The organism is Arthrobacter sp. D2-10, from assembly GCF_054161285.1.
In genome coordinates, this window is the sequence record NZ_CP096431.1 from 2,884,091 (window position 1) to 2,905,690 (window position 21,600).

Here is a 21,600-nt window from a genome sequence, read left to right on the forward strand (position 1 = left end):
CACCGCGTGGTGGCAGTCCCTGCATTCTGCTGAGCTACTTGACGGCGGCCTTGAGCTTGGAGCCTGCGGTCAGCTTGACGCTGCTGCCTGCTGCGATCTCGATGGTCTCGCCCGTCTGGGGGTTGCGACCGGTGCGAGCTGCACGCTCGGTGCGCTCGACTGCCAGCCAGCCCGGGATGGTGACCTTGACGTCGTTCTTGGCAGAGGAAGCGAGAACGTCGAACAGGGCGTCGAGCACGCTGTTCACGGCAGTCTGGCTGGTGTCAGCCTTTGCTGCTACCTCGGCCACCAGTTCGCTGCGGTTCTTGGTCTCTTTCTTAGCCAATGTATGTCCTCCTGGACTTGTGCGGATTATTCAGAACCTCACCGTCTGGCGAAGCTTCTGGAGGAAAACCTACCAGCTTCAACCGCGATCTCCCGCAGAAATGGGCGTTTTTGCCCGTGATGTGGCGGAATATGGGCCTGTTGGAGAGGATATGGCGTCCGAAGACCGACCACGTCGTCTCCACCGCTTAAGACAAATCAGGACGGCGACCATGTGGTCGCCGTCCTGATTTTCACTGCGTCAAGCCGGAATATTTACCAGCTGGACTTGGTCACGCCGGGCAGCTCGCCGCGGTGTGCCATCTCGCGGAAACGAACGCGCGAGATACCGAACTTCTGGAGGGTGCCGCGGGGGCGCCCGTCGATCTGGTCGCGGTTGCGCAGGCGCACCGGTGAAGCGTTGCGGGGCAGCTTCTGCAGGCCGAGGCGTGCAGCCTCACGAGCCTCGTCGGTTGCGTTTTCGTCAACAAGCGTCTTCTTGAGCTCGAGGCGCTTGGCCGCGTAGCGCTCAACAATGACCTTGCGCTGCTCGTTGCGAGCAATCTTTGACTTCTTAGCCATGTGTTTAGCGCTCCTCTCGGAATTCGACGTGCTTGCGGATCTTGGGGTCGTACTTCATCAGAACCATGCGGTCCGGGTCATTACGGCGGTTCTTGCGGGTTACGTAGGTGTAACCGGTGCCGGCCGTGGACTTCAGCTTGATGATCGGACGTACGTCTTTGTCCTTTGCCATTAGAGCTTCACTCCCCGAGCCTGGATCTCAGCGACGACGGCGTCGATACCGCGGACGTCGATGGTCTTGATGCCGCGGGCGGAAACCTGCAGCGTTACATTGCGGCGCAGGGACGGAACCCAGTAGCGCTTCTTCTGAATGTTCGGGTCGAACCTGCGCTTGGTGCGCCGGTGCGAGTGCGAGATGCTGTGCCCGAAGCCCGGCTCGGCCCCAGTCACTTGGCAGTGAGCTGCCATGATGATCCTCCAAAGATTGAATAAAGCAAGTAGCAGAGTGTTCTACCTGCCATGAGGTGCATGCAGAGGCGTCACCTTCAACGCGGTCCGAACGACCGTGAGATGTTCGCGATTTCGCGCAACCTGAGCCCCTAACTACCGGCCCTCGAACGGGAAAAACCCACGAGAACCGGAGCAATTGCGCACGCTCCGCCACCTGATGCCTTTCCATTCTAGGAGGCAGGCGGCTTTAAGACCAATCGCGGTGCGCTCAACTGCCGTTCGACTCGTCCGGCCTGAATGCCTCCCCATCGGCCCCGATCACGGTGATCCCGCCCGACTCCCCCACTTCCGTGCCGGGACGAACCCGGGCATCGGCATCGACAATAACGGAGCGCAGCACCGCGCCGGCGGGAATGTGCGCACGGTTCAATACCACTGAATGTTCGACGACGGCGCCCTCCTCGACCACCGCGTCCGTCCCGATCACGCTGTTCGTCACAGAGCCGGCGATGCGGGCTCCCGGGGAGATGAGGCTGGATCCGATGTGCGCCGAGTCAGCAATGAACGCGGGCAGACGGCGCGGACTCGCACTGAGGATGGGCCAGGCAGGATCGTCGAACTCAAGGCCGTTCCCGGTCAGCAGGTCCATATGTGCGCGGTGGTAATTCTTCGGCGTGCCCAGGTCCAGCCAGTAGGACTCGAGCCGGTGCTCGGCGACCGTGCCGGTCTCGACGAGGTGCGGGATGAGCTGGTCCCCATAGTCCTCCAGTTCCCCCTCCCGCTCATACAGTTCCGCCAGCGTGTCCAGCAAGACATCCGCGGAGTACAGGAAGACTTCCGCAGCGACCAGGTCCGAGCGCGGGCTCTTCGGCTTGTACTCGAATCCCGTCACCAGGCCCTCCTCCACCTCCACCACGCCGTGTTGGGAAGCATCGCCGTCGAACCTGGTTGTCACCATGGTGAGGACAGCGCCGGTGTCCTGGTGGGTCTTCACCACATCGCGGTAATCGAGCTGGTACAGGTGGTCGGCACTGAGCACCAGCACCAGATCGGGATTGAACTCACGGATGTACTCCGACTGCCGGTACAGGCCGTCCGCGTTTCCAGCCGCGAAGCCCTCGCCGTGCTCTCCCTGGAAGGGAGGCAGTACCCTCAGGCCGCCGTTGGTGCGGTCGAGGTCCCAGGGGCGGCCGTTCGCCAGATGGTCATTGATGGACTTGGGCTGGTACTGCTCCACCACCCACACGTCGGAAATGTGACTGTGGTGCAGGTTGGACAGCGGGATGTCGATCAGCCGATAGGTTCCGCCCACCGGCACCACCGGCTTTGCCTTGCGGTCCGTCAGCGGACCGAGCCGCCCGCCCGTGCCGCCGGCCAGGATGACCGCCAGGATGGACGGCTCGCTCATGCCGATCCCACCGGCTGGGACTGCCTGAGAATCCAATGCGCCGAATCGAGCCGGGCGAGGATCTTCTTGCCCACCCGCTCCAGATCCGCAACATCCTGCTCATCAAGCCCGTCGAATACCAGGTGGCGTACGTACTCGACATGTTCGAGCGCCAACTCCTGCAGGTTCTCAAGACCGTCGAAGGTAAGGGTGGCGGTGGTGACCCGGAGATCCCGGGTGCTCTGGCTCCGCTGCACCCAGCCGCGCGCTTCGAGCTTGGTGACCACGTGGCTCAGCCGGGACAGCGAGGCATTCGAGCGGCCCGCGAGGTCGCTCATAGGGAGGGTGCGGTCCTCCGCCTCGGACAGCATCGCCAGGACGTGATAGTCAAAAAGCGTAATCTTGGCGCGGCGGTTCAGGTCCGCGTCCAGCGTGCCGGGCAGCATGGTCGCCACCGCATAGAGGGCCAGCCACGCTTGTCTTTCCGCAGGATTCAACCACCGCGCGCCAGTCATAGGACTCATTCTTGCAGAAGCGCCGCCCCTACGGTGACGCTCCTACGGTGACGTGGTCTGCCGAGTCCACACCGGGTGCGTCAGGTTCGGGTACTTCAGGGGAAGGGCATCTCCGGAGGACTGACCGCGTAACCGTCTGCCGACCCAGGGCCCGAGGTAGTCCCGTGCCCACACCGCGTCCTTGCGGAGCTGCACGAGCCGCGATGCTGCCGGACGCGCCTCCAGCTCCGGCACTTGAATGCTGTGCGCTGACTTCAGCACCTGCAGCACCCGGACCGCCATCAAAGTGTGTCCGGCAGCGGCCATGTGCATCCGGTCGACGTCCCAGTAGCCCCAGTTCTGGAACTCCCGCATCCGCCAGTAATCGACCAGCTCGGCATCATGCCGGTCCGCGATCTCCCGGACGAGTTCGTTATAGATGGCAGTACGCCCGCGCGTCTTCGCGAAAACCGCCGACTTCGACGAGTCGAAGCCCGTGAAGAGCACGACGGCGGCTCCGCTGCTGCGCAGGCGGGCGATGCCGGCGTCGTACTCGGCAAGCAGAGCGTCCAGGTCGATGGAAGGGCGCAGGATGTCATTGGCGCCGGCGTAGACGGTGACGAGCGTCGGCTTGAGTGCCAGGGCGGCGTCGACCTGCTCGGCGAGGATCTGCCGCATCTTTTTGCCACGGATCGCCAGGTTCGCGTAACCCCAGGAAGGATCGGCGAGGATCAGTTGCTCGGCAACGCGGTCAGCCCAGCCACGCACACCGTTGGGACTCTGCGGGTCCCAGTCCCCGACCCCTTCGGTGAAGGAATCTCCCAGGGCCACATAGCGGTGTGCGAAGGTCTCCCCCGGGAATTCAGTGGTCAAGAGCGGTGGTCTTCCTGATCGGATCCTTCGGCGGCGTCGCCGTCTGACGGGTTCTGCTGGTGCTCGGCGTCGTACTCGTGCTGGGTGTGGTGCTCGGTTTCGGTGTACGAACCGTTGAAGCCAGTGGTGTCGCCGGTGGGGCGAGCGGTTGACGGGTTGGGGAACGTGGGCGACCCGCCGGAGGGGTTGCCTTCGGGAGCGCCCTCCTCCTGTGCGCTGCCCTCGCCTGCATGGGACGTGCCTGCATTGGACTGGTCCTGTGTCATTGCTCCTCCTTCTCGGTTTTGCCCACCCAGCATAGTCCGCCGAAACCACCCGCACACCGGGCAGGGTCAGACGCTAAGCTCGATTCAGAACCACCGCCGTCAGGAGAACACGCATGGCTTCTTTACCGGACACAGAGTCTGAGCCGCAGGTTGATACCCAATCCGAGTCGCGCACAAAGCGCGCTGCCCTGATCCTCAACCCGGTCAAGCCGACGACTGAGGACATTCGCTCCATTGTCACGGAGTTGAGCCTCGAGAAGGGCTGGCAGGAGCCGCTTTTCCTCGAGACCACCGCGGATGATCCGGGCCACGGCCAGGCGCGGGAGGCGCTCAAGGCAGATGTCGACGTCGTTATCGCGGCAGGCGGAGACGGCACCGTTCGGTGCGTGGCTGAGGAGCTTGCGGGCACCGAGACGGCGCTTGGACTCCTTCCGCTGGGCACCGGCAACCTGCTCGCCCGGAATCTCGATATCGACGTCGATGATCCCAGAGGGGCGGTGGAGGCAGCACTGGGCGGAACCGAGCGTCTCATTGACGTCGTCTACGTAAATGTGGACCGCGCACAGGATGCTCACGTCTTCCTTGTCATGGCGGGGCTCGGTTTCGACGCCGCGATCATGGCTGACACCCGCGACGATCTGAAGGACAAGGTCGGCTGGCTGGCCTATGTCGACGCCGGTATCAGGAACCTGCCCGGGAAGCCGTCCCGGGTTCGCATCACACTCGACGGACGCAGGCGCATCAACGGTCGGCTGCGGAGCGTCATGGGCGGCAACTGCGGAAAGATCATGGGCGGTCTGGAGATCTTCCCCGGCGCCAAGCTCGACGACGGCCTCCTGGACGTCATGACCATCGCGCCGAGCGGTGCATTCGGCTGGTTCGCCGTACTCGGCAAGCTGCTTGCGCGCGGCAAGGGCAAGGACCCGTCGCTGGAGTACTACCAGTGCAAGACCGCCGAGATCGAGGTGGACTCTCCGCTGGAGATCGAACTCGACGGCGACCACCTCGGCAAGGGCCGGCACATGGCCCTGCGAGTGGAGCCAAGCTCACTGAAGCTGCGCATGCCGTACGGCAAGAAGGATCCGGCGATCCTTACCAACCCGATCCCATAGGGGCCGGGCCGCTTACCCCTCTGCCTTACCCCGGCGCCAGTAGCCCATGAACGCTACCTGCTTGCGGTCGATACCGACATCGCGCACCAGGTATCGGCGCAGCTCCCGCACTACTGCTGCTTCACCTGCGATCCAGGCGTAGAAGGGCAGCGCGCCGGCGGGCTTGTCCGGGTTCAGGGAACCGTCGAGCGCCGCGGCATCCAGCAGCTGAGGCGTCTCCCAGAGGATGGTCCTGTCGACGTCGATATCCTCCGGCTCAGGACCGGCTGCCCGCTCGGGCCCGCCGACGCGGCCCGCGGCCGCAGCGAGTGCCTGCCCGGAGGAAGTGTCTGAACCGAGGCTGACCCGGAACGGCGCAGCCAGGGAGACCCAGCCGGGGACCTTGACCGTCTGGCGAACGGCGGCATCCAGCAGTTCACCGTGCGGACGCCCGCCGCGGACGAGCCAGCTGACACCGACGCCCGACCGCGTCTGAATCTCCTGGCAGTCCGAACCGGCGGGCACCTCGAGGAAAGCGTGTCCGCTGATGTCCTCGGGCAGCGATTCAAGGATCGCGCTGATTGCCGGAACCGCTGTCTCATCACCGGCGAGCAGGACATTCTGGGCCAGGCCGGGACGCCATTCGATGCCGCCGTACGCGCCGGCAGTGGAGCAGGTCGCGGCATGAAGATTCGGCCCGATGATCCAGACCCGGTCGCCGGGCTCAGCTGCCGCCGCCCACTGCGAGGCAGGCCCGCCCCTGCCGTCGTCGTCGAGGTGCATCACGAAGTCGACGTCCAGTTCCGGGATCGCCTGGTGGCAGCGGGAGGCGCGCACCGTGTAGGTTCGCATGTCACCGCGCTCGGCCTGGTCGAGCGAGAGCCACTGCTGGTACCAGCCGCTGCCGGAATCCTCCATCAGTGCTCCGAGGTCGGCGGACCCGCCGCCGACCGGCGGGATCATCACCTTGATGCGGAGGTCGAGCGTGTGCCCCTGGACTCCGAAGTCGGACAGGCAGGCGCCACCGAAGGTGATGCGCCGGAAATTGGCGCTGAGGTGCTCCACGCGGCTGACTACGACGTCGAAGGCACGGATGGCGGGCACCGCGGACTGGCCGGCGTCGGCCGCAGCCCGTGCGCTCCTCCGGGCGGGGCGGGTGGTGCTGACTTCTGTCACGATGCTGCCTCCATTGTCAGTGCGGGTAGCCCGTCCTGCGGGTTCGCTAAAAAACCCTGCTCACGTTCCACGCTGGCTCGTGCGGGGGTGGTTCTGCGGGTTGCATGGTGGCGTCCGACGGGTACCACCATGGGCGTACCCGAGATCGGATCCGGCATGACGCGGCTCTCAAGGCCGAAGACCTCCGCGACCGTCTCCTCCGTGACCACGGCCGAGGGCGCTCCCTCAGCGACGATCCGGCCGCCCTTCAGGGCGATGAGGTGGTCCGCGTAGCGCGCCGCCAGGTTGAGGTCGTGCAGGACGATCGCAACCGTGGTGCCCGCGCTGCGGTTCAAGTCGGTGATGAGGTCCAGGACCTCCACCTGGTGTGCCAGATCAAGGAAAGTCGTCGGCTCGTCCAGAAGGAGGATGTCCGTCTGCTGGGCCAGCGCCATGGCAATCCAGACGCGCTGCCGTTGCCCGCCGGAGAGCTCGTCGACGTTGCGGTCCGCCAGCTCCAGAGTATCGGTGACGCGGAGTGCGGAGGCGACTGCGGCGTCGTCGTCGGCGTTCCACTGGCGGAACCATCCCTGGTGTGGGTAACGGCCGCGGCCGACGAGGTCCACCACTGCGATGCCGTCCGGTGCCACCGGTGTCTGCGGGAGCAGGCCCAGGGTCTTCGCGACTGATCGGGTGGACAACGAGTGGATGTCCTTGCCGTCGAGCAGCACCGTTCCGCCCGCCGGCTTCAGGAGCCTGGCGAGGCCCCGGAGCAGCGTCGACTTGCCGCAGGCGTTCGCTCCGACGATGACCGTAACCTTGCCCTCCGGTACTTCCACTGTCAGGTTCTCGACCACCGTGCGGTTGTCATACGCGAGAAAAAGGTCCTTGGCGCTCAACCTCATGTCAGCCTCCTTGGCCTGATCGATTGGATGTGGCAAGAAGCCAGAGGAGGAACGGAGCCCCGAGGACGCCCGTGATCACTCCCACCGGCAGGGAAACCCCTGGAATCAGATTCGCGCCCACGAAGTCCGCTCCGAGGACGATGACAGCTCCGACGAGCGCTGCCGTGACCAGTGGGCGGTACCCACCAAGGATGCGCCGGGCAATCGGTCCGGAGAGGAAGGCGATGAACGCAACGGGCCCGGCTGCCGCCGTCGCTACCGCGGCCAGGAGCACGCCGGTAACGATGAGCGCGAGCCTCGAGCGCTCGACGCTCACGCCGAGTCCGGCCGCTGCGTCGTCTCCCAGTTCCAGGCCGCGCAACGAGCGGGACAGTACGACGACGGCGGGTGCCAGGACCAGCAAGGCAACCGACAGGATGGTCACCCGGTCCCAGTTGCTCGAGTTGAGCGAGCCGTTCAGCCAGGCCAGCGCGTCAGCAGCAACGCGGATATCCGTTCGGGTCAGGAGAAAGCTGACAACCGACTGCAGGACCGCCGAAAACCCGATGCCGACCAGGATGAGCCGGTAGCCCGCAACTGAGCCGCGCCGTGAGATGGCGTAGATGGCCAGGGCCACCGCAAGTGCGCCGACCATCGCGAATCCGGACAGCACGAGCCCGGAAGCTCCGAGGAACGCAATGGCGAAAACAGCCGAGGCGCTCGCTCCGTAGCTGATTCCGATGATGTCGGGGCTGGCGAGCGGGTTCCGCAGCATGGTTTGGAACACCGCCCCGGCCACGCCGAAGGCCGCGCCGACCATAATCCCGATGAGAACGCGGGGAATCCGGTTCTCCATCACGATGAAGCTGGCACCCGGGATGTCCACCCCGCCGACGATCCGGAAGAAATCGGGGATGGTGACCGTGTAGCGGCCCAGCAGCAGCGTGACGGCCGCGAGCGCGACAATCAGGAACGCCAGGATCGCGAGCTTCACCGCCCGCTGGGTCCGCAGATGACGGCGCTCCCGGAGGACCAAAGGCTCCTCGGCTGCGCGCACCGCGGAGGCGTTCGGGCGGGTGGTGACGCTCATAGCTCGGCCATTTTCCGGCGTCGTACCAGCCAGACGAATACCGGTGCTCCGATGACGGCGGTCAGGATGCCGACCTGCACCTCGCTGGGCGGGAGAATGACGCGGCCCAGGATGTCAGCGCAGAGCAGCAGCACGGGGGCGAGCACCATCGAGAACGGGAGGATCCAGCGGTAGTCCGGTCCAGCGAACGCGCGGACCACGTGCGGAATAACGAGGCCGACAAACCCGATGGGCCCGGCGGCCGCTGTCGCGGCACCGCACAGCACGACGACGCCGAGAGCTGTCAGCGCGCGGGCGAGGGTCACGTTCTGCCCCAGACCCCGGGCGATGTCATCTCCGAGGGAGAGGCTGTTCAGCACCTTGCCCGTCAGAAGGGTCAGGATGAAGCCGAAGGCCAGGAATGGCAGGACCGGAAGAATCACGTCCCACCCCCGACCGGCCACTGAGCCGACCTGCCAGAAGCGGAAAGAATCGAAGGTTTGCTGGCTCGAAACAAGCACAGCGTTCAGCAGCGAAACCATGCCCGCGGAGAGCGCCGCGCCCGCGAGCGCCAATTTGACCGGTGTCGCGCCATCCCGACCCAGGCTGGCGACCGCGTAGACCAGCACCGCTGCTCCGGCCGCTCCGAGGAAGGCGAACCAGACGTATCCCGTGAAGCTGGTGACTCCGAAGACGAAGATTCCGATGACGACGGCAAGCGCAGCACCGGAATTGACGCCCAGGATGCCGGGATCGGCGAGGGGGTTGCGGGCGACGCCCTGCATGGCCGCTCCCGCGAGGCCGAGGGCAGCACCGGCCAGGAGCCCGACGATGGTCCGCGGGACGCGCGACAGTACTACGGCGTGATCACCGTTGGCGGGGTCATAGGCGGTCAGTACCTGCACCAGAGTTTCCGCGCTGATCGGGCGTGCCCCGATTGCCAGCGATGCGACGCAGACGATCGCGAGGACGAGAACGGCCAGAATCAGTTGCAGTGCACGGGCTGTTGGACGTTTCCGGGACCGCTGCTGGCGGAGGAGCGGCGAGGCGGGCGCAGCCACTGCCATGCATGCCTCCCTGGGCCAACTCCTGAGATCGCCGGATTAACCGGATCGGACCCAAGTAAGGCTAGCCTATGCATGCCCGGATTAGGAAACGGTAATGTTCGCTATTTCCCGAAGAACCCCTCGAGCTTCACGGGGCTGCGGTGGGTGCCGTGCCGCGCCCGAACGGACTTCCGCCGAGCCTTTCGCGCTGGTGCTCGGTGTGCCAGTTCTCCAGGGACGGACCTTTCGGCACGATCTGTGTGGGGTTGATGTCCTGGTGAACGACGTAATAGTGCTTCTTGATCTGATCGAAGTCGATGGTGTCACCGAAGCCGGGAGTCTGGAAGAGGTCCCGCGCATAGCCCCACAGTGCCGGCATCTCCGTGAGCTTGTTCCGGTTGCACTTGAAGTGCCCGTGGTACACCGGGTCGAACCGCACGAGGGTGGTGAAGAGCCGCACGTCGGCCTCCGTGATCGAGTCCCCTACCAGGTAGCGCTGGCTGGCTAGCCGTTCCTCCAGCCAGTCCAGTGCTGCGAAGAGGCGGTCATAGGCGTCGTTGTAGGCGTCCTGTGATCCTGCGAAGCCGCAGCGGTAGACGCCGTTGTTCACCTCGGTGAACACACGCTTGTTGACCGTGTCGATCTCCTCGCGGAGGTCCTCCGGGTACAGGTCCGGGGCGCCGTCCCGATGGAAATCCTTCCATTCGGTGGACAGGTCGAGGGTGATCTGCGGGAAGTTGTTCGTAACTACTGCTCCGGAATTGACGTCCACGATCGCGGGCACAGTGATGCCGCGCGGGTACTCGGGATCCCGCTTGAAGTAGGCCTCCTGCAACCGCTCGATCCCGAGCACCGGATCCTTACCGCCCGGGTCGAGGTCGAACGTCCAGGAGCGCTTGTCATGGGTGGGTCCCGGCGTGCCCAGCGAGATCGCCTCCTCCAGCCCGAGCAGGCGGCGAACGATGATCGCCCGGTTAGCCCACGGGCAGGCCCGGGCGGCGATCAGGCGGTACCGGCCCGGCTCCACCGGGAAACCGTCAGCGGCGTCACGGGTGATCCGCGTCTCGATGTAGTTGCTGTCGCGCTTGAACTCCTTGCCGGAGTCGACGTAAGTGCCCTTGGTGCTGTGTTCGGAATTGCTCATGGTTCACTCTCGTTGTTTGGCTGCGTTCAGGAACGGGCTGCGTCGATTCCCTTCCCGATCTACCGGGCGAGGTATTCGAGCAGCGCGGCGCAGGCCGCTTCACAGCGACGGCAGGTCTCTGCGCAAATCCTGCAGTGATCGTGCATCGACGCGTGCCGTTCACATTCCTCTGCGCAGTTTCGGCAGGCTTGCAGACAGGCCTCGAGCAGCGGCGCGAGCACCGCGGGATGGTGTCCGCCCTGCCGTTGCAGCATCCGTGCGGTGGCAAGACAGATATCCGCACAGTCCTGGTCCGTCCTGATACAGTGCCGGAGCTCTTCGATTCCGTCTTCGCCAAGGCAGGCGTCCGCGCAGCTTCCGCAGGTGGCAACACAGTCGAGGCATGCCTCAATGGTTGCTGCCAGATCCCCGGCCTGCACATGGCCGGACGGGCGGGGGTGGGCGATGATCATGTCCGCGATGTTGGTCATGACCGGCTCTTCTCGCGGTCGCTGTGGTCGCGGCCGTACTTCTGGCGCAACTCACGGCCCTTGTCGACCAACTCGATCTGCTTGTCGCGCTTCTTCTTCGCCTGCTTGTCATCCCGCGGGGGAAGCTGCACGGTTTCCTCGGCCTCGATACCGGCCTGCAGTTCCCGGCCACGCTCAAGCTCAGCGTCGAATTCGGCACCGAACAGGAGGGAGAGGTTGGCGAGCCAGAGCCACAGCAGGAAGATGATGACGCCGGCGATCGCGCCGTACGTGCGCTCATAGTTGCCGAAGTTCGAAACATAGAACGAGAACGCCGCCGTCGTGATGGCCAGCACCAGCAGCGCGATGATGGAACCGATGCTCACCCACTTGAACTTGGGCTGCTTGAGGTTGGGAGCCGCGTAGTAGAGCACAGCGATCATCAGCACCGCGAAGAACACCATGACCGGCCACTTGGCGATATTCCAGATCGTTACGGCTGTTGAGCCCAGACCGATCGCGCTGCCGACGGCCTCTGCAACGGGACCCGACAGAATCAGCAGCAGCGCCATCAGCACCACCAGCAGCAATACGACGAGGGTGATGGCCAGCATCACCGGGCGCAGCTTCCAGAAGGGACGTCCTTCCTCGACCTCGTACATCCGGTTCATGGCGCGGGCGAATGCGCCCACGAATCCGGATGCCGACCAGATGGCACCAACGAGACCGATGACGAATGTCAGCCCGGCCGTATTGGACGAGGCCAGTTGCTGAATGGTGGGCCCGACGGTCTCCTCCGCGTCGGAGGAGACGCTCGACAGAATTCCGATCACTGCGTCCGTGGTTGCCTCGGCCTGTCCGAAGAACCCGAGAATCGACACCAGCGCGAGCAGGGCGGGGAAGATTGCGAGCACTGCGTAGTAGGTCAGGGCCGCTGCAAGGTCGGTGCACTGGTCCTTGCTGAATTCACTGACTGTTCGTTTGAAGACGTAACCCCAGGCCGGTTTCGCAATGTCGGTGGGATCGTCCGGCTTCCGGGAGTCATCCGGGTGGGGGCTCGAAGCCGCCTTTGCCTGCGTGGCTTCCTCTGTCGAATCCGCCTTCGCTGGATCTTTAGTGGTCACGTTTCTACCTCCGGTTCAGATTTGCCTTCCCCAACCGAACCATAAGGATACTTACTATTGCAATAAGTAGTCGACCGTTTAGTGTGGTTTTCAGGCCACAACGATTGAAGGGTTCCACATGCGCATCGCTGTTATCGGAGCAACCGGCAATGTGGGGACGGCGCTTCTTCGCCGGCTTCAGCAGGCCCGCACGGAGAACCCAGCCATCGAGCTGGTGGGCATTTCCCGCCGACAACCATCGCAGGACCACGCACCCTATGAGGGAGTGCAGTGGCACACCGCGGATGTGGGAACCGATGCGGGGCGCGAGCGGCTCACGTCCGCGCTCCAGGGGGTGGACGCCGTCGTGCATCTCGCGTGGGCTATCCAGCCCAACCGGGACGAGGATGCGATGTTCCGCACCAACGTGACCGGAACCGAGAACGCCCTGCATGCCGCCGCCGACGCCGGTGTACGCCACTTCGTATGCGCATCCTCTGTCGGCGCCTACAGCCCGGCTCGCAAGGACCAGTCGGTTACAGAGGACTGGCCCACCGGAGGCATTCAGACGTCGCACTACAGCCGCCACAAGGCCGCGCAGGAGGACCTGCTGGATGCTTTCGAGCGCGATTTCCCGGAGATCCCTGTTGCGCGTGTCCGCCCGGGGCTCATCTTCCAGGCTGACGCCGGTGAGGAGATCGGGCGCTATTTCCTCGGACCGCTGATCCCCCGGTCCATCCTTAACAAGCTGAGCCTGCCCGTCCTGCCCATTCCATCCCAGATGGTGTTCCAGGCCGTGCACGCGGCGGACATGGCAGACGCCTACTGGCGCATCGTCGACCAGCGGGCGTCGGGAGCCTTCAACATCGCAGCCGAGCCAGTTTTGACACCCCGGCTTCTGGGCGGCCTTCTCGGCGCGAAGCGCGTGTTCGACCTGCCCGTTCCGGTGCTCCGGGCGGCAGTGGCGGCATCCTGGGCCCTGCACATTCAGGCGACCGACCCGGGCTGGATCGACATGGCTGCACAAGCGCCCGTCATGAATACCGACCGGGCACGCACGCTCCTCGGTTGGGAGCCGACGCGTTCCTCGGTGGCGGCCATCCGCGAGGTCATCGACGGATTGGCCGGCGGTTCCGGCGTGCACGGCTCCCCCAGCCTGCGCCCCGGCCGCTGAGTGGGCTTACTCCTTCACCGCACCGGCAGAAGCGTTCATGATGCGCTTCTGGAAGACAAAGAACACGATCGCCACCGGCACGGTCATCAACGCGGCCGCCGCAAGCTTGAGCGGGTACTGGGTTCCCTGGCTCAGGGCACCGGATGCAAGTTGCGCGACGCCCTTGGTCAGCGTGGTCAGCTCCGGGCTCTGGGTCGAGATGATGAAGTGGTTCAGTTCGTTCCAGGAACCCTGGAAGGACAGGATCACGATGGTCATCACGGCCGGACGGGCCATCGGCAGCACCACGGACCAGAAGGTTCGGAACGTTCCTGCGCCGTCGATCCTCGCCTGTTCCTCAACGCTGGCCGGGATCGACTCGAAGAAGTTCTTCATGATGAACACTCCCGCGGCGTCGGCCAGTAGCGGGAGGATCATTCCGGTGTACGAGTCGTAGATCCCCAGCTGGTTGATCACGAGGAACTTCGGAATAAGAAGAACGACGCCGGGCACCGCCATTACTGCCACGAGCAGCGCGAACACCAGCGCTCGCCCGCGGAACGGGATTCGCGCCAGCGCGTAACCGGCCAACGAGTTGAAGAAGACACGGCCGAGGGTCACAAACACAGTCACGATGAACGAGTTCATGCCCCACAGCGGGAAATCCGAGTTGGCGAACAGCGTGTCGTAGGCCGCCACCGTCCAGTTCTGCGGAACGAGTCCCAACGGGTTCTGCGCGGCTTCCGGCTCTGACTTGAAGGACGTGGCTACCTGCACCAGGAACGGAAAAATGTAGATGAGTGCCAGCGCGATCAGGACCAGGTAGGCAATCCAGGCTCCGCGGGCCGCCCTGCGCCGCCCGTCCGTTGGAGCACGACGACGGCTGGCAGCGGCCGGCGGTGCTGGTGCTGTGGCAGTACTCATCGCCGCTGCTCTCCTTCTTCATCGGCGGGTGCCGCCGTACCGGGGATGGCCGCCGCGCTGGAGCCGGCGCTCACGCCGGCGGGTACCATCCGCCGTCGTCGTGGGACGTCACGCTCCCGAAGAGCCCAGCGCTGGAGCAGGGTCAGGACCACGATGATCGCGAAAAGGACAAAGGCGATAGCTGCGCCGACTCCCCACTGCTGGTCCACGAAGGCTGCGTTGAAGGACAGGTAGGCCGGTGTGAGCGTTGTTTTGGCCGGTCCGCCCTGGGTGCCGGTGTAGATCTGGTCGAAAACCTGCCAGGTACCGATCAACCCCAGCGTCAACACCGTGAACAGGGTGGGGCGAAGCATGGGCAGGGTCACGGCCCAGAAGCGCTGCCAGCCGGTGGCACCGTCGACCATGGCGGCCTCCTGCACCTCGCCGCTGATGTTTTGCAGCGCAGCGATGAACAGCAGCATGAAGGTTCCTGATGTTGTGAAGATGGCCATCAGGACGAAGGCACTCATTGCCACCGATGGTCCTGCAAGCCAATCCCACCCGCTGATACCCAGGAAGCCCGGAGCCCGAAGTCCTGCCGGTGCCTGATCCACTCCAACAAGACCGAACAGGATGTGCAGCACGCCCCGCGGATCCTGGAACCAGTTGGGACCTTCGATCGCGAAGAACGACAGCACCTTGTTGATGACGCCGGTAGCGCTGAACAGGAAGAGCCACAGCACGGTAATGGCTACCGAACTGGTTACTGACGGGAAGTAGAAGGCTGTGCGGAAGAATCCCCTGCCCTTGAGGATCTGGCGGTTCACCATCACCGCGAGGAACAGCGCGAGAGCTGTCTGCAGCGGGACAACCAGGAGCACGTAGTAAAGATTGTTCCGGATTGCTGTTCCGAAATCCCGGCCGATCAGCCCTTCGCCTCCGAGGATTCCCGAGTAGTTCTCGAACCCGACGAAACTTACGCTGGCCGAAAAGGGGCTTCCCCGTCCCGTCCAGTCGGACAGGCTGACCCAGGCCGCCATGATGACCGGGACAACAAGGAACAGGCCCAGGATCAGCACGACCGGGGTGATGAACAGCCAGCCCGCAAGACCTTGGCGACCACGAATGTCACCGCGTTTGACCCTGCTCGGGGGTGCTTCCGCTGCAGTGGTTGGAGTGGATGGCATGGCTACCTCGGATCTGAACGCTGTGGGTCTGGGCGGCGCCCCTCATATGGAGCGCCGCCCGGTAGTGGTGAGGCGTTACTGGGTCGCTATGGTTTCCACGAGCGGCTGCACCGACTCGAGGATCTGCTGTGGGTCCGAGGACTCGAGTGACTCGAGCTGCGAGTTCAGTTCCCCAAGCACGTCGGCTGCGCCCTGCTGGGCGGGCAGATTCTGCGCGTACTCGCCTCCGGCGATGAACGGCTCAAGTTCCGGGTACTGCTCGGACCAGTCGGCGGCGACGGACTGCAGGGACGGCATAACACCGAACGCCTCAGCGAAAGCCAGTTGGCTTTCAGGAGTTGTCAGGTGCTCCACCAATGCCTTGGCGCCCTCGATGTTGTCGCTGTCGGCAGCAATTCCCCAGCAATTGGTGAACTGCAGTGTGCCCTTCCCGCCCGGACCTTCGGGCAGCTCGGCAACCTGGTATTCGACGTCGGGGAAGTCATTGGTCATGGCGCCCGCGATCCAGTTGCCTTCGATGACCATCGCGGCCAGCCCCTTACCAAAGGCTTCACCGCCCCAACCCGCTCCGAGGTTTGAGGAGTAGTCGGCCACGCCGTCGGTCATCATCTGCTTGACATAGCTGAGCGCTTCCACGTTCTCTTCGCTGGCCGCAGTCGCTTCGCCGTCCGTGATGAGTCCGCCTCCGGCCTGGGCAGCGAAGACACCGAGCCGCTGGAATTCGGGGCTGAAGCCAAGACCGACGGTTTCCTCAGTAGTGAGCTGCTCAGCGACGTCTGCCAGTTCCTCCCAGGTGGTGGGAAGATCCTCTTCGGTGAGCCCGGCTTCCTCCCACTTGTCGCTGTTGATGACGAGGCCGAGCGTGGAGAAGTCCTTGGGAGCACAGTAGAGCTGATCCTCGTAGGTGAAGGCTTCACGCAGGGCCGGGTAGTAGTCGTCCTTGTTTGCGAGGTCCTCGCCATACGGCTCAAGGGAGCCGTTGGCCGCGTAGCCGGCGAATGCGTCGGTGGACAGGTAGAACACGTCTGCAGGCTCACCGGAGGCGAAGCCCTGACTGAGCTGCTGGGTCAGATCCGACGCGACGATGACGGATGCCTCTACGCCCGACTCGCTCGCCCAGGAATCGACGGCAGCAGTGACAGCCTCGGTTTCGGCGTCGCCGGATGATCCGATGAGAACGCTGACGGGTGCGTCGGTTGCTGTCGCTTCACCGCCGTCCTCTGCTGATTCCGAAAAACCGGACCCTCCGCAGGCCGTCAAGGCCAGCATCGATGCCGCGGTGATGGCGACGGCAAGGCGCCGTCGGGGATGTCCAGTCTTCATTGTCTGATTCCTCATTGTGTTTGCTTCTTTTGGTGGTGGTTCTGGTCTCAGCTGCTGCTGAAGGAGTAGGGAGTACGTTGGATCAGAGTCGGCGGGAGCAAAAGGTGTCGCTCGGGTACCTCTTCCCCCCCGGGGAAGTTGGTTCCAGCCAGCTCGTGCGCAAGGACGGCGATGATGTGCCGGGCAGCGTCCTCGATGGGCTGGGAAACGCTCGAAAGTCCGACGGCGGCAGCCACCGGTGTGTCATCGAATCCGATGACCGTGCCTGAGGCCTGCTCTGGAAACAGTTGCCGCATCTTCGCGGCAGCGCCCAGTGCCAGGGAGTCGCTGGCGCACACGAGCGCTGTCGCTCCCCTCGACGCCAGCCGTTCAGCACCCTGCGCGCCGGCGGGAACGCCGTCGTCGGCCTGAATGTCCAGGGTGTCGGTGGCCAAACCGGCGGCGACCATGGCACGTTTCCAGCCCGCGCGACGGTCATCGCCCGCTCCGGAACCTGCTGGCCAGCCGATGAACCCGACGGCGGTGTGACCCTGTTCGATCAGGGTGCGCGCGGCTTGCTCGGTGCCGGCACCGCCGTCGACATCCACCCAGGGGTGGCCGGAACCGAAAGGGTCCTCGACACTGCTCCAGGGACGCCCGAACGCAGCGAACGGCACCTCGTGTTCCAGCAGCCATTCGGTGCGGGCGTCGCCGTAATGCGTGCCAGTGAGAACGAAGCCGTCCAGATCGGCAACTTTCAGGAGCTCTTCATACTGCCGTATTTCGCCCGAGTCCGATTCTGCGCAGAACAGGGTGAGCCGATACCCCTCATCCTGCGCCGATTCGGTCAGCGCGTGCAGGAACCGGTCAAGGATCGAACCGTTGATTCCGTCCACCACCGGCATCAGGCGGATACCTAAATTCATCGACCGGCGGGTCCGCAGCTGGCGGGCTGCCGCGCTCGGCCGATAACCGCTTTCGGCGATGGCATGCTGCACACGCATCCGGGTCTCCGGCTTCACCCGGTGGGGGGCGTTGATGACGTTCGACACCGTCTGCCTGGAGACGCCGAGGGAGGCCGCCAGGCTGACAAGCGTGGTCTTCGGCATTCCGGTGCCTCCATGAGATCGAGCGTTCACCGTGTTCGGCGGACGTTTACAGAATATGAACGTTCAAATAGGGTTGTCAATGAGAAATTTGAACGATCTAATGAGACATTGCCGAGCCGCAAGGAGAACCCCTTGGCGTACCTACAGCCTTTCCTCCACAACCTGACCGGCGTGTTCAGTGCTCCCCTCCAGGCGTGGGCGGATCCGCACGGCCAGATCAGGGACTCGGGTGCGCAGGGCATCCATTGTGGAGATGACAGGATTATCCGTTCAGCAGTGCTGACCGTGGACGGATCCGAGCCCGAGTGGGTGTCCACTCAGGTCCGTTCCGCGCAGCGCGTCGAGTACGTGCACTTCGTCCGCGTGGCGTCACAGGTCGCGGATCCGCTGATGCACCTGACCCGCGCCCGCACGGCGGACGCGCAGGGGGTTGCCGAGCACATCCGGCTGGAGTCGGCGTATGAGTTCGTGGTTCGTCAGGAGGTCCGGCTGGTGCTGGACGTGGACAACACCCCAATGGAGCAGGTGAAGTCCGGCGCAGCCCGGCGTTCCGACCTCACAGTCACCGGACCGCAGTGGAACTGGCGGGATGAGGACACCACAGCCTTCCTCGACGCGCCCGAGGCGCATATCGACTACGACGGCGGCCGCATCACTCTTACCTGGCCGGTGGTTATCGAGCCGGGCGGCACCGTAGACCTCAACTGGAGGCTTGCGGCAACCGATGCAGTGGCACCCATGGTTGCGCCGTCGGGCCCTGCCCTGACTGTCCCCCCGATTGGGGACGAGCTGCTGCGCAGGCTCCTCGACCGGTCGGTCTCTGACCTCAACGGTTTGCGGATGGCAGCTGCCGACCGGCCGGAGGAGACCTTCCTCGCAGCGGGAGCACCCTGGTTCTTCACGATGTTCGGACGGGATTCACTCATCTCCGCACGCCTGCTCCTGCCCATTGACACCTCCCTGGCGGGAAGCACGCTCCGCGCTCTGGCCGCGCGGCAGGGCGGCTCAATCGACCCCGAAACTGCTGAGCAACCGGGGAAGATCCTGCACGAGGTGCGCCGGGGCACCCTGTCCTTCACCGAGGGCGACGCCGGCGTTTCACTTCCGCCCGTCTACTTCGGCACGATCGACGCCACTCCCCTGTGGATCTGCCTGCTCCACGACGCCTGGCGGGCGGGTCTGCCTGAGAGTCAGGTCGAGGCCTTGCTGGACCAGTTGGAAGCGGCGCTGTCGTGGCTTCGCGACCACGGTGATTCCGACGGCGACGGGTTCCTCGAGTACCAGGACGAGAGCGGTCACGGGCTCGCGAATCAGGGCTGGAAAGACTCCGGTGATTCCATCCGGTGGCATGATGGTTCGCTCGCTGACGGGCCGATTGCGCTCGCAGAAGTCCAGGGCTATGCGTACGAGGCAGCGCTCGGAGGCGCCGCCCTGCTCGATGCGTTCGGCCGTCCGGGGGGAAATTCGTGGCGGCGCTACGCAGCCGAGCTGAAGGATCGGTTCCGACGTGCCTTCTGGTGCAGCGACGAACTGGGTCCCTATCCTGCCATTGCATTGGATTCGTCCAAGCGCGCAGTGGACGGCGTCACCAGCAACATGGGGCATCTTCTGGGCACAGGCATTCTCAGCGATAACGAGGCACGAACAATTGCGGGCCGTTTGATGGACGCCACCATGTTTTCGGGCTACGGCATCCGCACAGTGTCCACCACCAACGGGGGCTTTTGGCCAACCCGGTATCACGCGGGTTCGGTGTGGACCCATGACACAGGGATGATCATCAGCGGGTTGCTCAAGGATGGATTCACCAGCGAGGCGTCAGCCCTGGCAGGGGGGCTCCTCCGGGCCGCTGAAGGCTTCGACTGGCGCTTACCGGAGCTGTTCTCCGGCCATCCGGCACACGAAGTGTGGCCGCCTATTCCCTACCCCGCGTCGTGCCGGCCGCAGGCGTGGGCTGCCGCGACCTCAGTGCCCATCGCGCAGGCGCTCGGCGCGCTCTAGCCGGCCTGCTCGTCGGTCCGGTCCTGCGCGTCCGCCTGATCCTGCGTGAGCCAGGCAATCGCCGCCGCTTCATCGGTGAAGAACTCGCTCAGGGTCGCGGCGCGGTAGTTGAAGGCGGTCATAACCCGGGCAACTTCATCCTTGCCGAGGGCCGCTGTCCGGCTGGAGCAGGTCTCCTCCAGCAGGAGCTGCCGGGCTTCAGCGCTGATTCCGTTGACGCGATCAATGTGCACCAGCAGCGGGCGCTGTCCCGACGGCGACATCGCCTCCACTGCAGCAATACTCGACTGCACGTCGCCCAGCTCCATGACGATCCCCGCGTTCCAACACAAACGGAGGAAATCGCCCTCGTCCGTCAGTTCGAAACGTGGCGCATTCTCGGATGAATATTCCATTGTTCGGTGCTTCCCCCAGCTTTACGGTTCAGAAGTACTGCGTCCCGGCGTCAACAGCCAATCAAGTGCCGCGTGCGGCTCCGGGAAGTAGCGTGTGGGATAACTCGGACGATGAACATCGTTGAAAAAGGTAGCGATCACCCGGTCCACAGCCGAAGGTCCGACCAGCGCCAGTGCGCTGACGTTGAGCCGTCCGGCGAATGCCGACAGGGCTGAAGCGTCGAGCGAGACCATCGCATTGAGGATCACCAGCATCGGTTCGCACAGCCTCGGGTTCACTTCTTCCAGTGCCCGGATGAGGTCCAGCGCATCCTGCTCTGTGACAGTCACGCCCTCGTTCCACTCCACACGTACATAGCCGTCCTGCGGAGTGAGGACAAAACGGTACCCAGACATGCTTCCGTTCATCACTCCTCCCGCAGTCGGCTGCCGAAGCCAAATGTATCCCACCTCACGTCCGCTGCGTCAGGGTGGCCGGGGCGCTGCTAATAGAGGAAGATCGCGAACCATTCCCGGTTATGGGCGTGCAGCAGCACCAGGAAGAGCACGAAATCGAACAGGAGGTGCACGCTCACGATGTAGCTCAGCGACTTGGTCTTGGAAAAGATCCAGGCCTGGACCAGCGCGAATGGATAGATCAGAACCGGCCCCCAGGCGTGGAAACCCAGCTCCCACAGGAACGAGGTGAACAGGACCGCCTGGAGGAGATTCGCCTGCCAGTCCGGTAAGTGGCGGCGCAGCAGGGTGAACGCGGTGCAGATGAAGAAGAGTTCGTCCCAGATGCCAAGGACGTTCGTGCCCAGGAACAGCCGCGCGATGGTTCCGGGATCCGAGGCCGCCGGCCAGTTCTCGTAGACCCCGGTGGGGATCATGTACACCGGCAGGAGCAGGTACCCGATGACGACGACGGCAACCAGATACCAGCGCTCCGTCAGGTTCCACTTCTGGCCGGTGAGTACCGGGAAGCGGATGGCATGATCCTTGAAGACGAACCGGGACAGCAGGTACGGCACGGCCACAGCAAGAATCATGGCGGTACCCATGATTGCCATATGGCTGAAGCTGATGTCCGTCGTGATGGGCACCGCGCTGATGATGACCAGCCCTATGGCCAGCAGCAACAGGTCCCGAAAAAGCGTCTTGCCTGAGAAGTAGGCGGTTGTGAGTGCAACGGCCACGACGAGGTAGCCGATCAGTCGCTGCTCCATCGCAAAAACGAGGAAGCCGGACGCCGAAATCAGGGCTGCGGACAGGACCGGTAGAACCCGGGGGCGCGCGTCAAGACTCGCCGTAGTGGTCATGTGTCGAGCTTAC

The 21,600-nt window shown here is 64.3% G+C and carries 25 protein-coding genes; 3 read left to right on the forward strand and 22 right to left on the reverse strand.

What is annotated here, in order from left to right; translation table 11 throughout:
• Positions 1-34 precede the first annotated feature (34 nt).
• From M1D74_RS13515 to M1D74_RS13550, 8 genes are all read right to left on the reverse strand, one after another.
• Positions 35-325 carry an HU family DNA-binding protein gene (locus tag M1D74_RS13515; protein ID WP_056544463.1) on the reverse strand — a complete coding sequence of 97 codons (291 nt, stop codon included), beginning with the start codon at positions 323-325 and terminating at the stop codon, positions 35-37.
• A 254-nt stretch (positions 326-579) separates the two neighbouring features.
• On the reverse strand, positions 580-885 hold the full coding sequence (rpsN, locus tag M1D74_RS13520) for a 30S ribosomal protein S14 (protein WP_309072093.1): 306 nt from the start codon (positions 883-885) through the stop codon (positions 580-582).
• Positions 886-889: 4 nt separating this feature from the next.
• Positions 890-1,057, reverse strand: coding sequence for a 50S ribosomal protein L33 (rpmG, locus tag M1D74_RS13525; protein WP_019481734.1), 168 nt, complete (start codon positions 1,055-1,057; stop codon positions 890-892).
• Positions 1,057-1,293 (reverse strand): 50S ribosomal protein L28, encoded by a 237-nt coding sequence (rpmB, locus tag M1D74_RS13530; protein ID WP_026545364.1) that lies wholly within the window; start codon positions 1,291-1,293, stop codon positions 1,057-1,059. Before rpmB ends, rpmG begins: the two co-directional genes overlap by 1 nt.
• A 250-nt stretch (positions 1,294-1,543) precedes the next feature.
• Entirely contained in the window at positions 1,544-2,683 is a 1,140-nt protein-coding gene (locus M1D74_RS13535) for a glucose-1-phosphate adenylyltransferase family protein (protein WP_458115604.1), read from the reverse strand.
• Complete coding sequence (locus tag M1D74_RS13540) at positions 2,680-3,177, reverse strand: MarR family winged helix-turn-helix transcriptional regulator (RefSeq protein WP_458115605.1); 498 nt, start codon at positions 3,175-3,177, stop codon at positions 2,680-2,682. Before M1D74_RS13540 ends, M1D74_RS13535 begins: the two co-directional genes overlap by 4 nt.
• A gap of 42 nt (positions 3,178-3,219) precedes the next feature.
• A complete protein-coding gene (locus M1D74_RS13545) occupies positions 3,220-4,029 on the reverse strand; it encodes an SGNH/GDSL hydrolase family protein (RefSeq protein ID WP_458115606.1) in 810 nt (269 codons plus the stop codon).
• The gene (locus M1D74_RS13550) at positions 4,026-4,295 is read right to left on the reverse strand and encodes a hypothetical protein (protein WP_458115607.1); all 270 of its coding nucleotides are present in this window, start codon (positions 4,293-4,295) and stop codon (positions 4,026-4,028) included. Before M1D74_RS13550 ends, M1D74_RS13545 begins: the two co-directional genes overlap by 4 nt.
• 113 nt (positions 4,296-4,408) lie before the next feature.
• On the opposite strand from M1D74_RS13550, the gene M1D74_RS13555 reads away from it, so the two are divergent.
• Positions 4,409-5,407 (forward strand): diacylglycerol/lipid kinase family protein, encoded by a 999-nt coding sequence (locus M1D74_RS13555; RefSeq protein WP_458115608.1) that lies wholly within the window; start codon positions 4,409-4,411, stop codon positions 5,405-5,407.
• 12 nt (positions 5,408-5,419) lie between these two features.
• Here M1D74_RS13555 and M1D74_RS13560 read toward each other — a convergent pair whose 3' ends face one another.
• The 7 genes from M1D74_RS13560 to M1D74_RS13590 all read right to left on the reverse strand — a co-directional run bounded on the left by M1D74_RS13560 (position 5,420) and on the right by M1D74_RS13590 (position 12,257).
• The gene (locus M1D74_RS13560) at positions 5,420-6,562 is read right to left on the reverse strand and encodes a siderophore-interacting protein (RefSeq protein WP_458115609.1); all 1,143 of its coding nucleotides are present in this window, start codon (positions 6,560-6,562) and stop codon (positions 5,420-5,422) included.
• Entirely contained in the window at positions 6,559-7,446 is an 888-nt protein-coding gene (locus tag M1D74_RS13565; RefSeq protein WP_309071695.1) for an ABC transporter ATP-binding protein, read from the reverse strand. Before M1D74_RS13565 ends, M1D74_RS13560 begins: the two co-directional genes overlap by 4 nt.
• Position 7,447: 1 nt before the next feature.
• Positions 7,448-8,515 carry a FecCD family ABC transporter permease gene (locus M1D74_RS13570; protein WP_309071696.1) on the reverse strand — a complete coding sequence of 356 codons (1,068 nt, stop codon included), beginning with the start codon at positions 8,513-8,515 and terminating at the stop codon, positions 7,448-7,450.
• Complete coding sequence (locus tag M1D74_RS13575; protein WP_458115610.1) at positions 8,512-9,561, reverse strand: FecCD family ABC transporter permease; 1,050 nt, start codon at positions 9,559-9,561, stop codon at positions 8,512-8,514. The genes M1D74_RS13570 and M1D74_RS13575 overlap by 4 nt, the downstream gene beginning before the upstream one ends.
• A gap of 127 nt (positions 9,562-9,688) precedes the next feature.
• Positions 9,689-10,684: a glutathione S-transferase family protein gene (locus M1D74_RS13580; RefSeq protein ID WP_458115611.1), complete on the reverse strand. Its 996-nt coding sequence runs from the start codon at positions 10,682-10,684 to the stop codon at positions 9,689-9,691.
• A gap of 59 nt (positions 10,685-10,743) precedes the next feature.
• Positions 10,744-11,154 (reverse strand): four-helix bundle copper-binding protein, encoded by a 411-nt coding sequence (locus tag M1D74_RS13585; RefSeq protein WP_309071699.1) that lies wholly within the window; start codon positions 11,152-11,154, stop codon positions 10,744-10,746.
• On the reverse strand, positions 11,151-12,257 hold the full coding sequence (locus M1D74_RS13590; RefSeq protein ID WP_309124158.1) for a YihY/virulence factor BrkB family protein: 1,107 nt from the start codon (positions 12,255-12,257) through the stop codon (positions 11,151-11,153). Before M1D74_RS13590 ends, M1D74_RS13585 begins: the two co-directional genes overlap by 4 nt.
• A gap of 118 nt (positions 12,258-12,375) precedes the next feature.
• Between M1D74_RS13590 and M1D74_RS13595 the strand changes: the two genes are divergently transcribed.
• Positions 12,376-13,410, forward strand: a complete 1,035-nt coding sequence (locus M1D74_RS13595) for an NAD-dependent epimerase/dehydratase family protein (protein WP_309124159.1) — start codon at positions 12,376-12,378, stop codon at positions 13,408-13,410.
• Between the two features lie 6 nt (positions 13,411-13,416).
• Here M1D74_RS13595 and M1D74_RS13600 read toward each other — a convergent pair whose 3' ends face one another.
• From M1D74_RS13600 to M1D74_RS13615, 4 genes are all read right to left on the reverse strand, one after another.
• Entirely contained in the window at positions 13,417-14,313 is an 897-nt protein-coding gene (locus M1D74_RS13600; RefSeq protein ID WP_458115612.1) for a carbohydrate ABC transporter permease, read from the reverse strand.
• Positions 14,310-15,479, reverse strand: coding sequence for a carbohydrate ABC transporter permease (locus M1D74_RS13605; protein ID WP_309071703.1), 1,170 nt, complete (start codon positions 15,477-15,479; stop codon positions 14,310-14,312). Before M1D74_RS13605 ends, M1D74_RS13600 begins: the two co-directional genes overlap by 4 nt.
• A gap of 75 nt (positions 15,480-15,554) precedes the next feature.
• Entirely contained in the window at positions 15,555-16,802 is a 1,248-nt protein-coding gene (locus tag M1D74_RS13610; protein ID WP_458115613.1) for a sugar ABC transporter substrate-binding protein, read from the reverse strand.
• Between the two features lie 47 nt (positions 16,803-16,849).
• Positions 16,850-17,890 carry a LacI family DNA-binding transcriptional regulator gene (locus M1D74_RS13615; protein WP_309071705.1) on the reverse strand — a complete coding sequence of 347 codons (1,041 nt, stop codon included), beginning with the start codon at positions 17,888-17,890 and terminating at the stop codon, positions 16,850-16,852.
• 132 nt (positions 17,891-18,022) lie between these two features.
• Between M1D74_RS13615 and M1D74_RS13620 the strand changes: the two genes are divergently transcribed.
• Positions 18,023-19,891: a glycogen debranching N-terminal domain-containing protein gene (locus M1D74_RS13620; protein WP_458115614.1), complete on the forward strand. Its 1,869-nt coding sequence runs from the start codon at positions 18,023-18,025 to the stop codon at positions 19,889-19,891.
• On the opposite strand, the gene M1D74_RS13625 is transcribed toward M1D74_RS13620, so the two are convergent.
• From M1D74_RS13625 to M1D74_RS13635, 3 genes are all read right to left on the reverse strand, one after another.
• Positions 19,888-20,286 carry a DUF7793 family protein gene (locus M1D74_RS13625; RefSeq protein ID WP_309071975.1) on the reverse strand — a complete coding sequence of 133 codons (399 nt, stop codon included), beginning with the start codon at positions 20,284-20,286 and terminating at the stop codon, positions 19,888-19,890. The genes M1D74_RS13620 and M1D74_RS13625 overlap by 4 nt on opposite strands.
• A 21-nt stretch (positions 20,287-20,307) precedes the next feature.
• The gene (locus tag M1D74_RS13630; protein ID WP_309071976.1) at positions 20,308-20,682 is read right to left on the reverse strand and encodes a DUF7793 family protein; all 375 of its coding nucleotides are present in this window, start codon (positions 20,680-20,682) and stop codon (positions 20,308-20,310) included.
• Positions 20,683-20,771: 89 nt separating this feature from the next.
• Positions 20,772-21,587, reverse strand: coding sequence for a CPBP family glutamic-type intramembrane protease (locus M1D74_RS13635; protein WP_458115615.1), 816 nt, complete (start codon positions 21,585-21,587; stop codon positions 20,772-20,774).
• Positions 21,588-21,600: the final 13 nt, after the last annotated feature.

What these genes read in the sequence shown, in the direction of transcription:
- M1D74_RS13565 (WP_309071695.1), bottom strand. Translation starts at nt 7,446, where the DNA reads ATGAGGTTGAGCGCCAAGGACCTTTTTCTCGCGTATGACAACCGCACG.
- M1D74_RS13550 (WP_458115607.1), bottom strand. Translation starts at nt 4,295, where the DNA reads ATGACACAGGACCAGTCCAATGCAGGCACGTCCCATGCAGGCGAGGGC.
- M1D74_RS13585 (WP_309071699.1), bottom strand. Translation starts at nt 11,154, where the DNA reads ATGACCAACATCGCGGACATGATCATCGCCCACCCCCGCCCGTCCGGC.
- M1D74_RS13540 (WP_458115605.1), bottom strand. Translation starts at nt 3,177, where the DNA reads ATGACTGGCGCGCGGTGGTTGAATCCTGCGGAAAGACAAGCGTGGCTG.
- M1D74_RS13610 (WP_458115613.1), bottom strand. Translation starts at nt 16,802, where the DNA reads ATGAAGACTGGACATCCCCGACGGCGCCTTGCCGTCGCCATCACCGCG.
- rpmB (WP_026545364.1), bottom strand. Translation starts at nt 1,293, where the DNA reads ATGGCAGCTCACTGCCAAGTGACTGGGGCCGAGCCGGGCTTCGGGCAC.
- M1D74_RS13630 (WP_309071976.1), bottom strand. Translation starts at nt 20,682, where the DNA reads ATGTCTGGGTACCGTTTTGTCCTCACTCCGCAGGACGGCTATGTACGT.
- M1D74_RS13535 (WP_458115604.1), bottom strand. Translation starts at nt 2,683, where the DNA reads ATGAGCGAGCCGTCCATCCTGGCGGTCATCCTGGCCGGCGGCACGGGC.
- M1D74_RS13615 (WP_309071705.1), bottom strand. Translation starts at nt 17,890, where the DNA reads ATGCCGAAGACCACGCTTGTCAGCCTGGCGGCCTCCCTCGGCGTCTCC.
- M1D74_RS13600 (WP_458115612.1), bottom strand. Translation starts at nt 14,313, where the DNA reads ATGAGTACTGCCACAGCACCAGCACCGCCGGCCGCTGCCAGCCGTCGT.
- M1D74_RS13605 (WP_309071703.1), bottom strand. Translation starts at nt 15,479, where the DNA reads ATGCCATCCACTCCAACCACTGCAGCGGAAGCACCCCCGAGCAGGGTC.
- rpmG (WP_019481734.1), bottom strand. Translation starts at nt 1,057, where the DNA reads ATGGCAAAGGACAAAGACGTACGTCCGATCATCAAGCTGAAGTCCACG.
- M1D74_RS13625 (WP_309071975.1), bottom strand. Translation starts at nt 20,286, where the DNA reads ATGGAATATTCATCCGAGAATGCGCCACGTTTCGAACTGACGGACGAG.
- M1D74_RS13575 (WP_458115610.1), bottom strand. Translation starts at nt 9,561, where the DNA reads ATGGCAGTGGCTGCGCCCGCCTCGCCGCTCCTCCGCCAGCAGCGGTCC.
- M1D74_RS13570 (WP_309071696.1), bottom strand. Translation starts at nt 8,515, where the DNA reads ATGAGCGTCACCACCCGCCCGAACGCCTCCGCGGTGCGCGCAGCCGAG.
- rpsN (WP_309072093.1), bottom strand. Translation starts at nt 885, where the DNA reads ATGGCTAAGAAGTCAAAGATTGCTCGCAACGAGCAGCGCAAGGTCATT.
- M1D74_RS13595 (WP_309124159.1), top strand. Translation starts at nt 12,376, where the DNA reads ATGCGCATCGCTGTTATCGGAGCAACCGGCAATGTGGGGACGGCGCTT.
- M1D74_RS13580 (WP_458115611.1), bottom strand. Translation starts at nt 10,684, where the DNA reads ATGAGCAATTCCGAACACAGCACCAAGGGCACTTACGTCGACTCCGGC.
- M1D74_RS13555 (WP_458115608.1), top strand. Translation starts at nt 4,409, where the DNA reads ATGGCTTCTTTACCGGACACAGAGTCTGAGCCGCAGGTTGATACCCAA.
- M1D74_RS13635 (WP_458115615.1), bottom strand. Translation starts at nt 21,587, where the DNA reads ATGACCACTACGGCGAGTCTTGACGCGCGCCCCCGGGTTCTACCGGTC.